The following is a 15,156-nucleotide window of genomic DNA, read 5'->3' on the forward strand; positions in this document are numbered from 1 at the left end:
TTAAATGGTTAATTAAAATGCTACGTTTACACCGAATACAAAACTTTTCGCTTTGGGATAGGTAGCGTAATCGATCCCGAAAGACTGAATTCCTCCCTGAGAAAGACCGGTATTTATTTCAGGATCAAAACCTGAATATTTTGTAATTACAAATAAATTCTGAGCTGTTACAGAAAATCTGATATTTCTAATATGATCGCCGATTCCCAATATTCTCGGATTTAAATTATATCCTAGAGTAGCATTGTTTAGTCTAAAGAAATCTCCTTTTTCAAGGTATCTTGTAGAAATTACATTGGTGTTGTTTACACTTTCGTTAGGAAACTGTGTAGCAGCATCTGTCGTATTGTGTGATAATCCCAGTCTGCCTCTCGAAAACAAGGTTGAAGCCGTGTTGTTGTAAATCATATTTCCTGCAACCCCATTAAAATTTAAGCCTAAATCAAAATTTTTGTAAGCTGCTTTCAGGTACAGATTGTAGGTGAAATCCGGCAATGCGCTTCCTGCTGCAATTCTGTCATTGTCTGTAATCGTTCCATCTCCGTCAAGATCTCTGAAGATATTGGTGCCTTTTTCATCCAATCCTAAAAATTCTTTTACGAAGAAAGTTCCGATGGGCTCGTTATTAATATAGCCATTGATCACTGCGTTGGTTGTTCCCGGACCTTGCGCTTCTCCTGTGGTAATTACCTGGTATGGAGAATTTTTCACTTTGTTTTTAATGAAAGAAGTATTTCCTCCAATGCTGTATGTAAATGCTTTATTCGAATCGCTGTTGTAGTTTAATGAAATTTCCCAGCCGGTATTGTTGATCTGCATGTTCGGGATGTTTTTCCATGTTGTACGATCTGGTGCAATGGGATCTACAGGATATATCTCCGAGATAATGTTATCAGATACTTTTTTGAAGAAATCGATAGTACCCGTTAATTTATTATTTAAAATTCCAAAGTCTAATCCGATATTGGTTTGCTTGGTCACTTCCCATTGTAAATCCGGATTGTCTGCTCTTACAAGATATATTCCGATAGGATAATTTCCACTATCATTCAGCGGGTAGGTTGCCTGTGCAGTTCCGCTCGCATCGGCTCGGTAGCTTTTCTTTGTTACCTTACCCGGGATTTCCTGATTTCCGGTTTTACCCCAGCTTGCTCTTAATTTCAAATTGTTGATTTGCTCTACTTCTGAAAGGAAATTTTCTTTACTGATATTCCATCCTGCAGCAACTGAAGGAAAAAATCCGTATTTGTTGTTTGCTCCGAATTTAGAAGATCCATCGGCTCTTAATGTTGCGGTTAAAAGATATTTATCCTGAAAGTCATAATTTACTCTTCCAAACCATGATTGTAATTCATTTTTATTGGCAATAATCGATGTTGTCTGGTTTGTTGCTCCCGCAGCCGGAATTTGGTACTGTGGTTCGATTCCGTTGATGGGGAAGCTTTGATAAGACCATCCTCTTGAAGTCAGCATTAATCTCTGATAAGAGTGTCCCGCCATTACATTAAAATCATGGCTGTTGATTTTAAAATTATAAGTTAATGTATTCTCTACAAGAGTATTGTTGTTTGAATAGGTACTTAGATTTAAACTTCCGATTTCCAAGGGAATGGCATTCGGCATATTTTGGATCACTCTTTCAGCTGTAGAATAATCGATGCCTAAATTCAATTTATATGTCAATCCTTTAATGATTTCTACGGAAGGAGAAATGTTGGCTAGAATTCTGTTGTTTGTTGTAAAATCTTTGTAAATATCACGACGAATTATTGGGTTGAAACTACCATTGTTAAAAATAGCAGTTGGTGCACCGTCTGTGTATGCAGGATATGTAGGATTCCATGTTAGCATATTGCTGACTATATCAGTTGCATTAGGTCTGTTGTTTTCGGTTCTTGTTCCGTTTAGGTTGAAGTCAATTTTTAATCTTCCATCAAAAGCTTTTTGCGAAACATTTATACGCCCGGAATATCTTTTCAAATTGCTGTTGTAAAGAATCCCTTCCTGATCTTCGTATCCTAAAGCAGTATAATAATTTGAGTTTTCAGTGGCTCCTGATGCAGAAAAGTTTACGTTTTTAGAAACGGCTGTTCTTGTTAGTTCGTCCTGCCAATCGGTATTTCCGCCCATATCGTCAAGTTTTCCTCCGGCTGCGGTTACCTGTCTTCTGAATTCATCAGCACCGAAAACATTCATTTTATTGGCAAGATTTGAAATCGTCAGGTTAGAAGAAAGATTCATCTGAGTTCTTCCTTTTTTTCCTTTTTTAGTAGTGATAATAATTACACCATTTGCTCCTCTTGCACCATAGATTGCGGCTGCAGAAGCATCTTTCAGTACGTCTGTTGATTCGATATCATCAGGATTGATGAAATTCATTGGGTTATTAGCTGTTCCTGTATTACTGTTATCGATTACAAAACCGTCGATCACGTAAAGTGGAGTAGTTCCTGAGCGTAAACTTCCGACTCCTCGGATGATGATATTCTGGTTAGCTCCCGGTTCACCACTTACATTCGCTACATTTACTCCGGCAATTTTTCCCTGAAGCAACTGGCCAACGTTTGCAACCATACCTTTATTGAAATCTTCGCTTTTTAGCGATCCTACAGCTCCGGTTACGTCAGATTTCTTTTGAGAACCGTAACCGATCATGACAACTTCTTCGATGTCTTTTAATCTGTTTTCATCCTTGATGGTGTCGGATTCTTTTTTTTGTGCAAATGTTAAACTGACACAGCCCATCAAAACAGTTGGCACGAGATAAATACGTTTCATTCCTTATTATTTTGGTGCAAAATTAATTCGGTGGAACGCTGAAAACTGTTAAATTAACATTAAGTAAACTGTTTTTAAAATTAATAAAACGTGAATTTTATTGTCAAAAATTAAATTTAGGAAAACTTTGTGTGAACAAATTTTTTTAATCTTTTTAGAATCAATGGTTTTTCTGTTAACATTGGTTTTATTGATTTTATTAGCTACATTTTGATACCATATTATCTCTAATTTTGTGCCCTTGTTTTGTTTTATAAGTATTATTAAAAATCTAACGATTATGAATTATTGTTACAAAAACGTCAATTTCAGGGCTATTGCGACTTTTTCTTTGCTTCTTTTTACAGCATTGTTATCAGCTCAAAAAAAACAGAAACCTCTTAATGTCATTTTTATGATCGGAGATGGAATGGGAGTCTCGCAAGTTACCTCTGCTTTTTATTTTGGAAATTCAGAGCCGAATTTTACTCAATTTAAAATTGTCGGGCTTTCTGAAACCTCTTCTACAAGCAATCTGATTACAGATTCTGCAGCCGGAGCGACAGCTTTGTCGACCGGGAAAAAAACCTACAAAAGAGCCATTGGAGTAGATAAAGATTCTATAGCAATCCCAACGATTTTAGAACAGCTTCAGAAGAATGATTATCAGACGGGTTTGGTAAGTCTTACTTCAATTACCCATGCAACACCCGCTTCTTATTATGCTCATGTGAAAGATCGTGATTTGCATGAAGATATTGCTTTAGAATTCTTAAAATCTGATGTTGATTTTGCTGCAGGCGGAGGTTTGAAATTTTTCAACAAAAGAAAAGACGGAAAAAACCTTTTATCAGAATTAAATAAAAAATACAGAATAGATACAGTTTCATTATCAAAACCAATTTCGGGGAAGAAAAATCTGTATTTATTGGCTCAGGATGAGTTGCCTAATAAAGTTCAGGGAAGAGGTGATTTTTTACCTGAAGCGACACAGGCCGCTTTAGATTATTTTGCTAGAAACAATAAACCGTTTTTCCTGATGGTCGAAGGTTCGTTCATCGATTGGGGCGGTCATGCGAAAGATCCTCAAATTATGACTAAAGAAGTGCTGGATTTTGATAAAACCATCGGCGTGGTCATCAATTACATCAAGAAAAATCCAAATACGTTATTGGTTGTTACAGCCGATCACGAAACAGGTGGCGCAAGCATCGGGAAATACTCAGAAAAAGATGCAGTGACAGGAAAAGAAAAAGAAATTGGAAATAAAGTTCAGGTCAATTTTATCGACAATCAGCATACTGCAGCTTTGGTTCCTGTTTTTGCGATGGGAAAAGGTCAGGAACTTTTTTCAGGAGTTTATCCTAATAATACAATCTATCACAAATTGGTTGAAGCTTTAAAAAAGAGTGGAATCAAGATTAAATAACTTGAATTTTAAAAGAATCTTATGCATTTAAATTTTAAAAAAATCACAGGATTTATTATCTTGTTTTTTGCTGCGACAACTTTTGCACAAACAGCTAAAATTCATTCTCACAACGATTACGAACAGAAAGTTCCGTTTTGGTACGCTTTAGGTTCTGGTGCACATTCGATTGAAGCGGATGTTTTTCTTGAAAACAGCGAATTGTTTGTTGCCCATAATCAGAAAGATATTACCAAAGAAAGAACGTTTGAAAGTTTATACCTGAATCCGATTGATAAAGCTTTGTCTATGAATATGATAAAGCAGGAATCTTTACAGATCCTGATTGACATTAAAACTGATGCGAAAACAACTTTAGCTCAGATTGTAAAGATCATTCAGAAATATCCTCAAATTACGGCTCAGAAGAAAGTGAAATTTGTGATTTCGGGAAATCAGCCACACCCGGAAGAGTATAATTCTTATCCTGATTTTATTTTATTTGATTATCAGAAACTGGACGATTTAACGGCAGCTCAATTGGAAAAAGTGGCTTTATTAAGTTTAAATTTCAAACAATATTCAGTCTGGAATGGAAAAGGCGGTTTAACGGAAGACGATTTGCCTAAAGTGACCGAAGTGATTAAAAAAGCGAAATCATTCGGAAAGCCTTTCAGATTCTGGGCAATTCCCGACGGAAAAACATCGTGGGAATTTTTTGCACACAATGGAGTCGATTTTATTAATACGGATCACCCGAAAGAATGTGTGGAATATGTTGAAAATTTAAAGCATAGAACATTTACCAATGCCGTTTTCTCTGAAGTATATCAGCCTAAATTTTCTTATCTGAAGAAAAATGTTCCTGTAAAAAATGTTATTCTGTTAATCGGCGACGGAAACGGACTTTCGCAGATTTCTTCATCAGTTTTGACAAATAAAGGTCAGTTAACTTTAACACAGTTAAAAAATATTGGTTTGATAAAAACAACTGCCGCAGATAATTTTACAACCGATTCTGCAGCCGGAGCAACTGCTTTTGCAACCGGAAAGAAAACCAAAAACAGATTCATCGGAGTTGATGCCGAAGGAAAGAAAATACCAAACTTAACAGAAATTCTTTCTGAAAAAGGCTTCAACACAGGAGTTATTACAACCGACGAAATTGTAGGCGCAACACCATCTGCATTTTATGCCCATCAAAAAGACCGTGGAATGGAAAAAGAAATTGCAGAAGATTTACTGACGAGCAAACTCACCTTTTTTGCATCAGGAGGAAAATCTAAAATTTCACCCAAACATCAGTTTTCAATAGCTAATCAGCCGGAAGAGATTGGGGGAAATAAAGCTGATAAATTGGCTTATTTTATGTCTGATAATGGTGTTCCGCAAGTTTTAAAAGGAAGAGGCAACTTGTTGTCTAATGTTGTAGAAAATGGATTGACTTTCCTGAAAAATAAAAAGAAACCGTTTTTTATGATGATTGAAGCAGCACAAATCGACAGTGGCGGCCACAGTAATAATGTGGGAACTATCGTGACAGAAGGAATTGATTTCGACAGAGCGATTACAAAAGCCATTCAGTTTGCAGACCATAATCCTGGAACTTTAGTTGTGATTACTGCAGACCACGAAACGGGTGGTTTCAGCATTCCGCATGGAGATATGAAAACGAGTACCATTGAAGGTGATTTTACGACTGATGACCATTCAGCGACCTTGATTCCTGTTTTTTCATACGGCTCCGGCTCGGAAAATTTTACGGGAGTGTATGAAAACAATGAGATTTTTCACAAAATTTTAAAAGCTTTAAGGTTTAAATAAAAACATTATTTTACGTATTAGATTTGATTTTTAAAGCAGTTTCTGGGAAGGGCTGCTTTTTTTGTTCTCCCCCACAGATGGCACGGATTTTCACAGATTATGGTGAATATTTAATGTCAAAAATAATTGACTGATTATAGCATGGAAATAATTAATGCCACGAATTCACGAATTTTTAAGCATAAAATCTGTGCTAATCTGTGTAATCTTTTGGAAATGATTTTTTCGTGGTTTGGAAAAATTATCAAGAGGAGCGGACTTTAGTCCGCCATAAAATATAAATATTTCTGTAGGCATTAGCCAAAACTTATTGAGAACAATAAATAATGTTATTTCAGTAAAATCGGCAAAATCTTTGTTGAATTAATGTGTAACTTTAGTAAAAATATAGACTATGCAGATAGAAACACGTACCCTGAAAGTAGATGATTACGATGAATTGGTAGAAACCATGCGCCGAGCGTATCCTCAAATGTCAGAATACGTTTGGTCAAAAAAAAGCATCGCCAAACTGAATAAAATTTTTGAAGCCGGACAGATCTGTATCACCGTAGACGGAAAAATTGCTGCAGTTGCACTTTCCATTATAGTTAATTATGAAGAATTCGGGGATGATCATACGTATAGCGATATTACGGGGAATTACACTTTCAATACGCATATTTCCACAGGAAATGTATTATACGGAATCGAAGTTTTTGTTGATCCCGAATATCGAGAATTACGTTTGGGGAGGAGATTATATGATGCACGAAAAGAACTTTGTGAATTATTGAATCTTAAATCAATTATATTAGGAGGAAGAATTCCGCATTATCATAAATACAGCCATGAAATGTCGGCAAGAGAATATATTCGAAAAGTAAGGGATAAAGAAATGTATGATCCCGTACTTTCGTTTCAGCTTTCTAATAATTTTTTGCCTATAAAAGTTCTCAAAAAATACCTTCCGGAAGATGAAGCATCAAGAGAAAATGCCGTTTTGATGCAATGGAATAATATTTATTACAGCAAAAAACCAAACACGATGCAGGACAGCGTCATCCGTTTAGGTTTGGTACAGTGGCAGATGAGGCAATTTAAAGATATTCATGCTTTTTACGAGCAGGTAGAGTTTTTTGTGAATGTGATGGGAGATTACAAATCCGATTTTGTGCTGTTCCCTGAATTGTTCAACACACCACTATTGGCTCCGTTCAACAATCTTTCAGAGCGCGACAGTATGATTGAGCTGGCAAAAATTACCGAAGAAATTAAAACTAAAATTTCCGAACTGGCGATCAGCTATAATGTCAATATCATCTCTGGAAGCATGCCGATTTTTGAAAATAATGATTTGTACAATGTAAGTTATCTTCTGCATCGTGACGGAAGAATTGATGAATACCGAAAAATTCACATCACACCGAATGAGAGAAAATATTACGGGATGAAAGGCGGAAACGAAATCCGGGTTTTCGATACCGACTGCGGCAAAATAGGTTTGGTAATTTGCTACGATGTTGAATTTCCTGAATTGCCGAGAATTCTTGCCGATCAGGGGATGAAAATTTTGTTTGTACCTTATCTGACGGATACCCAAAACGCATATATGAGAGTTCGTCACTGTGCTGCAGCAAGAGCAATTGAAAATGAATGTTATGTTGCCATTGCAGGCTGTGTCGGGAATTTACCGGGTGTAAATAATATGGATATTCAGTTCGGACAGGCTGCAGTTTTCACGCCCTCAGATTTTGCTTTTCCGTCGAATGCAGTAAAGGGAGAAGCGACTCCGAACACAGAAATGACGTTGATTGTGGATGTTGATTTAAATTTACTAAAAGACCTTCATTACAATGGTTCGGTACAGATTTTAAAAGACAGACGAACGGATTTGTATGAAACGTATTTGAAATAAATCTTTTTGCTCACGCAGATTTTGCAGATAACGCAGATTTATTAAAAAAAATAAAAATATTTTTAAAGCACTTCCTGTTGAAGGTGCTTTTTTGTTGTCTTTGCTGAGTGAAACGCCTTAGCGAACAAAAAATATTTATTATAATTGTGAAAAACCTTAGCGAACTTTGCGTTAAAAAACTCAATCTTTAAAGAAAAAATTAAATCAAACTTAAAATACAATCCACATTTAGTTTAAACTAAAAATCTACCTTTCAAAATTAAAATTTCAGTTTTGAGCCGACCATTTTCTATTCTGTTTTTCATTCTTTTACTATTTTCATTTCATCTAAAAAGTCAACAGAAACCCGTGAAAATTGCTTTTCTTGCAGACGTACATTTTCAGGATTTGTATGGGGAATTTTCAGATTCAGATTTTAAAGGAATTGAAAACCCGAAAACAGGTAAGAAAACCATTCTCCGAACAATGGATTCTCAATTGCATTCGACAAGAATTTTTAATGAAAATTATTTCGCTTTTCTCGCTGCTTTGGATGATATTGCCAAAAGAAATATCAAGATTGTTGCACTTCCCGGAGATTATACGGATGACGGACAAGCCTATAATTTGCGAGGTTTAAGGAAAATTTTAGATGAATATCAGAAAAAATATCAGATGAGGTTTTTCACCACGACAGGGAATCATGATCCGGTGAATCCGTTTTTGAAACAGGGTGGGAAATCTGATTTTATGGATGAAAATGGTGGAGAACTTTTAATTATCAGTGACGAAAAATTTATTAAAAATAAAGATCAAAAAGCTGTAGTTACCAAAGATATTGCGATGTCGGGTTATCTCGAAATTTTAAACAGCATGAAAGATTTTGGTTTTAATCCATCCAAAAAAGATTTGTTTTGGCAAACTCCTTTCAGTACATATTCTTATGAAGAATTTAATTTTAAAAATGCTTTAAAAGATTCGGAATTTTCCAACAGGATGTATGAAGTGAGTCCTGGTTATTCTGTTCCTGATTTTTCTTACGTGGTCGAACCAGCCGAAGGAATTTGGCTCATGGCAATTGATGGAAATACGTATATTCCAAAAAATAACAATGGAAATCCGAAAGATGAAAATAATTTTAACGGTGCTTCTATTGGTTATAATAATGTTTTAACGAACAAAAAACATCTTTTTTCATGGGTTGAAAAAGTAGTGAGTGAAGCTAAGAAACACAATAAAACCTTGATTGCTTTTACCCATTATCCGATTCTGGATTTTAATGATAATGCCAATTCTGAAATCAAAAAACTTTTAGGAAAAGACAAATGGCAAATGGACAGAGTTCCAAAAGATGAGGTTGCAGAGTTGTTTGCAAAAGCAGGCTTGAAATTGCATTTTGCAGGTCATATGCACATCAACGATACTGGAATCAAAAAGTTTCAAAATGACAAAATGTTGATCAATATTCAGGTTCCTTCTTTAGCAGCATATATTCCTGGATATAAAATTCTGACCGTGAATTCCCAGGATGAGTTTGAGGTGGAAACGGTTTCCATTAAAAAAGTTCCGAGGTTTACGGAGTTGTTTCCGTTGTATGAACGTGAGTTTGAACATTTAAAAGCTGAAAATTTAAATAATATTTGGAATCATGACATTTTAAAAACAAAAAACTATCAGGATTTCACGTTATTTCATCTGAAAGAATTGGTGAGGCTTCGATTTATTTCATCCGACTGGCCAAAAGATTTTATTGAAAAAGCTTCTCAACTTTCAGGTAAAGATTTGCTTGAATTAAGTTCGAAAAATAAGGATTTTTCAGAAAAAACAAAAAGAAATTTTGCAAAATGGAATTTTGAAGATGCACTTTTAAATCTTTACCAATTTCAGTCTGCGGATGAACTGGCAAAAAAAGATATTCCGAAAAAACGACTTGCTCAATATAAAGTTTTAGAACAGAATTTTGAAAATTTGAAAACACAAGATCAATTTTTAAATCAGCTTAAAACTTTCTTCAAAATTTTAGAAAAGCTTTCTTCAGGAGATGCTTCAGATCATTTTAGAATTGATTTTAAGAAAGGAGAAATAGTGAAAATAAATTGATTATTTTTTTAATTTAATCGTTCTGATTGCATTCAGTAATTCTTTTTGATTTTTGAAATTCAGATTTTGACCATAGAGAGTAAATTTAATTTTTCCTAAAGATGATGCTCCTAAACTATCAAAGTATACTCCAGTAATTCCTTCGCCTGATCGTTTTGGGCTTACAATTTTAGCATTATAACCTGATATTTTTTCATAATGTTTTTTGTTGATTTTAAAATCTTCTTGAGTTACTTTACTCACATCTGAAACAATTATCATCTTTGAAGTATCGGTTTCTGGATGTTCTTTTATTATTTCTTTTATAAATTTTCTTTCAAAAATGACAATATCTTCTTCTAAAGAATTTGAGTAAGGTCCATAATCGAAACTCACAGTATCATTATTTTCAGTTATAAACCCTCCAACATCACTATCAACTCCTTGTAATTTTAGTTTTTTCCATTCGCCTGCAACTTCGATGTCGAAATTATTGAAACTTAAATTCTGTGTTTTCTTCTGTGAGCAATTTACCAAAAGAGTTAATAAAAGAAGCATGAATACATATTTCATTCTTAAAACTTACTGAGTCTAAATTTTATTTATTACCGATATTAAGCAATTTCTCTTGAACTATAGTTTTTTCTACAAACCAAGCAATACAAATCTTCACGCCAAACACGATTCACTTTATAATTCAATATTCTGTCGATTCCCTGAACGATATTAATTTCTTTCGCTACAGACTTTTCTGTTTCCGGTTTTATTTTGGAATTTGATTTTACACTTTCCAAATCTTTCATATTTTGTTCTAAAAGGGCTTTATCTTTTAATGAAACAGAGTCTGAAGTGATTTGTGTTTCATTAATTCCTTCCTTATTTTGTGCTGAAAACAAAGAAAAACTGAAAATAAAAAGAAGAATGAGATATAATTTCATGGTTTAAAAATATGTATCCCAATTTAGTGAAAATCTAAATATGATTTCAGTTTTTTATTTGCCAGTTAAACTTTTCAAAAACGGTAACATCTGAGATGAACCGTCTAAAGCTTCTGCAATCGTCCCATTTTCATCAATTAAATAAAGGATAGGATAACCGTTAATGCCAAATTCTTTCTCAAGGTCTTTTTTATCTGCAATGACAGGGAATTTTGCATCTCTGTTTACATAATATTTTATTACATCTGTCTTAGAATCAGATCCGAAAATATGGATGAGTTCAATTTGTGGATTTAATTTAAAACCTGAACTCAGAATGTAATCAGAAATTATTTTTGAGTATCCGCAACGGGTAGATGAAAAAAGCAGAAGTTTTTTCTTTTCATTTTTAGGCTGAAAAGAAAAATTTTTTCCATACATATCAACTGCGTTGAATGATAAAGCAATAGTGTTTTTTCTCAATGGCTGCAATGAATCTTGCCTTTCGTAATACTTTAAAGCATAATCTTTCGGCAGAATAACTTTGAAATTGGTGGTTTTATCTGAGAAAATATAATTGGTAAACAAATAAGTAACTGTATGTCCCAATGTCCCGTCAACAAAACTTTTCCTCTCGAATTTTGAAATCGTAAAATTTTCCGAAATATAAATATGAAACTCAATTTTCATTTCTTTGCCTTCGTGATGACTTATGCTTTCTATATTTGAGTAATGACTGTGAATTTTCCCATCGATTTGGGTATCGTCAATATAGCTCCATTTCTTTTTCAAGAGTGTTGTAGGACCAAACTGCCTGAGTCGTGATGAAGAAATCGCTACTTTTTGATGGTCTGTAGTTTCGTATTCGTAAATGGTTTTTTCAGAATGATTTACCTCGTAATACGAATTGTTCTTGTAAAATTCTTCTGAAGTTTCATTTTTGCTGTAAAATTCAAAATCTCTGTTTTGAGGCTTGTAAATCGTGTAAAATATGTTGAAAACAGATATTGCGTTCGTTTCTGGATTGGGATAATAAGCCGTTGTTTTGTAGCTGATTACATTTGCTTTGAAATATTTTCGTTTTGCTTTTTCTAGATCGGGAACTTGGGCAGAAAGTTGGGTGATGCTCAATAGCAATAAGATAATACTTAAAATATTTTTCATTTTATTACAGACCGCATTATTAATCATCATTTATCCTTCCCACTATTTAAATCATTTATTCTCTAAAATTTTTTTGAACTCTGGATTGATTGAAGAAGGTTCCAGCTTTTCAGCTTCTTTCAAATACTTTTTTGCTTCCTTAATGTTGTTTAGATAAAAATATGATGTTGAAAGCATCGAATAAAGTTTTCCGTTTTTAGGATTTAACTTCAAACCTGTTTCTAAATCTCTTATCGCAATTTTTAGAAAATTAGAACTTTTCTCAGTTAAAAATATTTGTGAATAAGCCAAAGCACTTGAAACGTAAAAATCTGAATTTGATGGGTTCAATTTTTTGGCAGTGTCAAAATATTTTACAGCTTTTTTGGGATTTCCTTTCATAGCCGTTATGTTTCCAAACCCCCAATAGATTTCGTAGGATTGAGGACTTAATAGCCAAGCCTGATTAAAACGTTTCATTGCTGTATCTAAATCATTTTCATAAAAGTATTTCCAACCAGATTTCACTCTGTCTTCCATCGCTTTTTGTCGGTTAGGAAATAGTTGATCCATCTCAGCTAAGAATTCTTTATCGCTTTCTATTTGTTCCTTGCACTTTTTAACTCCGCCATACATTGGTAAAATGTTTATTTTTTCAGGACAATTTTGGCTATAAAGTAATTTGAATATAAGGAATAAAATGAGGGTAAAATATTTTATTTTCATGATTTTAAAATTTAAGATTTAACTCCGATTCATTGATTGAGTTTTTATCTTTAGGTTTCATTGAGTAAGATTAATAATTTCTACAATTATTACTCGAATTTTTCTTCTACATTGTAAAGCACTTCACAATCGCAGAATCCACCGTTTTCCTTTAACCAGTTTTCGACTTCTTCGATGTTTTCTATATGATTAGTTTCTAAAAATTGCTTCGTCAGTTTCAGGCTGTCATCACAGCCATGCTCTTCAAGTTTTTCATCCAGAAAATCAAACAATTTCTGAAAAATCTCACGGGAAACCGGAAGACTTTTTTCAAACTCTATCTGAGCTTTTTCCTGTAATTCTTTTTGAATCTGTCTGCGTTTTGCTCTCTCGTTCTCGTCTGGCATTTTGTTTAAAGATCTTTAAATGTTGTAGATAATCTATAATTGGTAAGTCTGTTTAAATAAATTGCCTTAATTGGAATCGCAAAATTATTTTCAATCTTATAAAATTTTGGTGGATAATACATTTTTATAACATCAGGATTCAGTTGTGAAACATCATACTTCTCATCGCTGAAGGTTTTATCAAAACCTGTCATGCCTTTAATTGTTTCAGGACTTTCGTTTCCGCTGAATTTCGGATAACTGTAATAATTTCCTTTTCTGTTTCTGTACACTTGATCGTACTGATATTTCTGATGAAAATAATGACTTCCATCTTTACTTTTTGATAAATAGAGAATAACGGAATCTTTTTCTGCAAATCCCGGAGTTCCATAATGATCATAGGCAATAAATTCTATAGTGTCACTGTCAAGATAGTTAAACATTTTTCTTAAAACTTGATATTTGCATTTGAAAGCTCCGTCCATGATATCGCGTTTTGAAATTACTTTTACTGAATCTCCTGTTTCTTCATCTACTTCATATCGAAAAGTTTTGTTTAAATCATTATTTTCATTAGGATCAAATTCGGTAATCGATATTTTCTTTCCTACAAAAGCGTAAAGATTAACCGACTTACTTGCTCCACCATGCATAATATTTTTTGAAGAATTGATATATGCTGATTTACACGCTGTAAAAATTATTAAAATGAGAACCGATAAAAATATTTTACTATTCATTATACAGCTTATTTTTTCAAATATGACAAAATTTTCTCAGTTATATAATTCCTTTCCTCTGTATTTGCATCATTATCCATATCACTATGATTAATATCCGTAAAATCTACGGTCATTCCAAATTTTCTTTGCTCTTCATTCGTCAGCAAAACCCCTTCATCGACAGGATAATCTTTGTGCTGTCTGCTTTTCCGAAACAGTTTCGAATTCTTGAAGTGAAAAAAATCTGCCGAGTTTTCCGTTAAAGCGCATTTTATTTACATCAAAAACCTCAATTTCCATACTTTTTTGCTGAGGATTGATCTGAGTTTCGGTAATATTTTCTTTATTAATCTTTTTTGATCTGATCTCATTTAATATAGTTGCAGAATCTTTTTGCCGAGGTTTTTATCGCAAGATTGTAATACGATGATAAAGATTACCAAAGCTAATTTACATAGAATAAAAAAAGTCTTCTGCTTTATTTTTTTCATGTTAATAATCTAAATTTTCATAATACATCTTTAATTCAAGCGCCCTGTTCTTTACAATATCTTTTTTCTGGTTTTCTGCAACAATATTCCACATCGTTCCTTCTTTCAATTCAAAATAAAACTTAGAAATGAAAGCAAATTCTTTATCTCTGTACATCATCCATTGTTTCTGGGATTCTTTCAGACTTTCAAAAGCTGATTTTGGTAGTTTACTTTTTAAAAGATTATAATATTTGTTGAGCTCTTGATCCCAGGATTCCTTTGCTTTTATGGTACAGTTTCGCATTTCAGCAGTTGATATATCTTTTTTGTTAAGACATTTTGATTCTGTGAGATCTATCAAATTTTCCTGCTGAGCTTTGCTCTGCGAAAAAATATAAATTGAGAGGAAAAGTAAAATTAATGTAATTAAGTTTTTCATGGTATTCTTCTGTCAAAATTTAATGAAAAATTATTCAAGAACAGGTTTATTCATGAAAGGAAATTGATTCGAATAAATAACTTTTATGCTATCCCCAATTTTATATTTTTTATTATAGCTCGGGTTCTGATACGTTTTACCATTCAAATTAAATTCGTAATAATAAGAATAAAACTCAAACATATGAGAACCTCTTCCGCGTTCCTTCTTATCAATTATTTTAGCATTTATATGCTTAGTATCTACATAGTCAATTATATTTCTGTAGATAAGAGTATTTCGGTTAAGATATAGGATAAGACCAAATATTAACAGAAGAAAACCGATTCTCTGAAATTTATTGGTTTTTTGTTTATTTTTCAACATTTTAAGATATATTTTCTAATTGCCTGCAATATGCTATAATTAAATGCGGTCTTCTGTA

The 15,156-nt window shown here is 33.3% G+C and carries 13 protein-coding genes; 4 read left to right on the top strand and 9 right to left on the bottom strand.

Annotation, left to right across the window (positions count from 1 at the left end; genetic code table 11):
* Positions 1–12: 12 nt before the first annotated feature.
* On the bottom strand, positions 13–2,778 hold the full coding sequence (locus tag BA768_RS01240; RefSeq protein ID WP_065719392.1) for a SusC/RagA family TonB-linked outer membrane protein: 2,766 nt from the start codon (positions 2,776–2,778) through the stop codon (positions 13–15).
* Positions 2,779–3,058: 280 nt separating this feature from the next.
* Here BA768_RS01240 and BA768_RS01245 point away from each other — a divergent pair, with 280 nt between their 5' ends.
* The 4 genes from BA768_RS01245 to BA768_RS01260 all read left to right on the top strand — a co-directional run bounded on the left by BA768_RS01245 (position 3,059) and on the right by BA768_RS01260 (position 9,965).
* On the top strand, positions 3,059–4,186 hold the full coding sequence (locus tag BA768_RS01245) for an alkaline phosphatase (RefSeq protein ID WP_065719393.1): 1,128 nt from the start codon (positions 3,059–3,061) through the stop codon (positions 4,184–4,186).
* 21 nt (positions 4,187–4,207) lie between these two features.
* Positions 4,208–5,989 (top strand): alkaline phosphatase, encoded by a 1,782-nt coding sequence (locus tag BA768_RS01250; RefSeq protein WP_083206556.1) that lies wholly within the window; start codon positions 4,208–4,210, stop codon positions 5,987–5,989.
* Positions 5,990–6,383: 394 nt separating this feature from the next.
* Entirely contained in the window at positions 6,384–7,886 is a 1,503-nt protein-coding gene (locus tag BA768_RS01255; protein WP_065719394.1) for a carbon-nitrogen hydrolase family protein, read from the top strand.
* Between the two features lie 348 nt (positions 7,887–8,234).
* The gene (locus BA768_RS01260) at positions 8,235–9,965 is read left to right on the top strand and encodes a metallophosphoesterase family protein (protein WP_228388251.1); all 1,731 of its coding nucleotides are present in this window, start codon (positions 8,235–8,237) and stop codon (positions 9,963–9,965) included.
* Here BA768_RS01260 and BA768_RS01265 read toward each other — a convergent pair whose 3' ends face one another.
* The 8 genes from BA768_RS01265 to BA768_RS01300 form a co-directional block, all read right to left on the bottom strand.
* Positions 9,966–10,502, bottom strand: a complete 537-nt coding sequence (locus tag BA768_RS01265; protein ID WP_123947044.1) for a hypothetical protein — start codon at positions 10,500–10,502, stop codon at positions 9,966–9,968. It abuts the gene before it with no gap.
* A gap of 56 nt (positions 10,503–10,558) precedes the next feature.
* Entirely contained in the window at positions 10,559–10,882 is a 324-nt protein-coding gene (locus BA768_RS01270) for a hypothetical protein (protein WP_065719397.1), read from the bottom strand.
* Between the two features lie 54 nt (positions 10,883–10,936).
* Positions 10,937–12,025: a TlpA family protein disulfide reductase gene (locus BA768_RS01275; RefSeq protein ID WP_123947045.1), complete on the bottom strand. Its 1,089-nt coding sequence runs from the start codon at positions 12,023–12,025 to the stop codon at positions 10,937–10,939.
* Positions 12,026–12,076: 51 nt separating this feature from the next.
* Positions 12,077–12,730 carry a tetratricopeptide repeat protein gene (locus tag BA768_RS01280; protein ID WP_065719399.1) on the bottom strand — a complete coding sequence of 218 codons (654 nt, stop codon included), beginning with the start codon at positions 12,728–12,730 and terminating at the stop codon, positions 12,077–12,079.
* Between the two features lie 89 nt (positions 12,731–12,819).
* Complete coding sequence (locus tag BA768_RS01285) at positions 12,820–13,116, bottom strand: DUF2695 domain-containing protein (RefSeq protein WP_034673813.1); 297 nt, start codon at positions 13,114–13,116, stop codon at positions 12,820–12,822.
* 5 nt (positions 13,117–13,121) lie between these two features.
* Positions 13,122–13,838, bottom strand: a complete 717-nt coding sequence (locus tag BA768_RS01290) for a hypothetical protein (RefSeq protein WP_034673814.1) — start codon at positions 13,836–13,838, stop codon at positions 13,122–13,124.
* 474 nt (positions 13,839–14,312) lie between these two features.
* The gene (locus tag BA768_RS01295; protein ID WP_065719400.1) at positions 14,313–14,732 is read right to left on the bottom strand and encodes a lysozyme inhibitor LprI family protein; all 420 of its coding nucleotides are present in this window, start codon (positions 14,730–14,732) and stop codon (positions 14,313–14,315) included.
* Between the two features lie 30 nt (positions 14,733–14,762).
* Positions 14,763–15,098, bottom strand: coding sequence for a hypothetical protein (locus BA768_RS01300; RefSeq protein WP_065719401.1), 336 nt, complete (start codon positions 15,096–15,098; stop codon positions 14,763–14,765).
* Positions 15,099–15,156: the final 58 nt, after the last annotated feature.

This window comes from Chryseobacterium sp. CBo1 (assembly GCF_001693475.1).
Taxonomy (GTDB): Bacteria; Bacteroidota; Bacteroidia; order Flavobacteriales; family Weeksellaceae; genus Chryseobacterium; species Chryseobacterium formosense.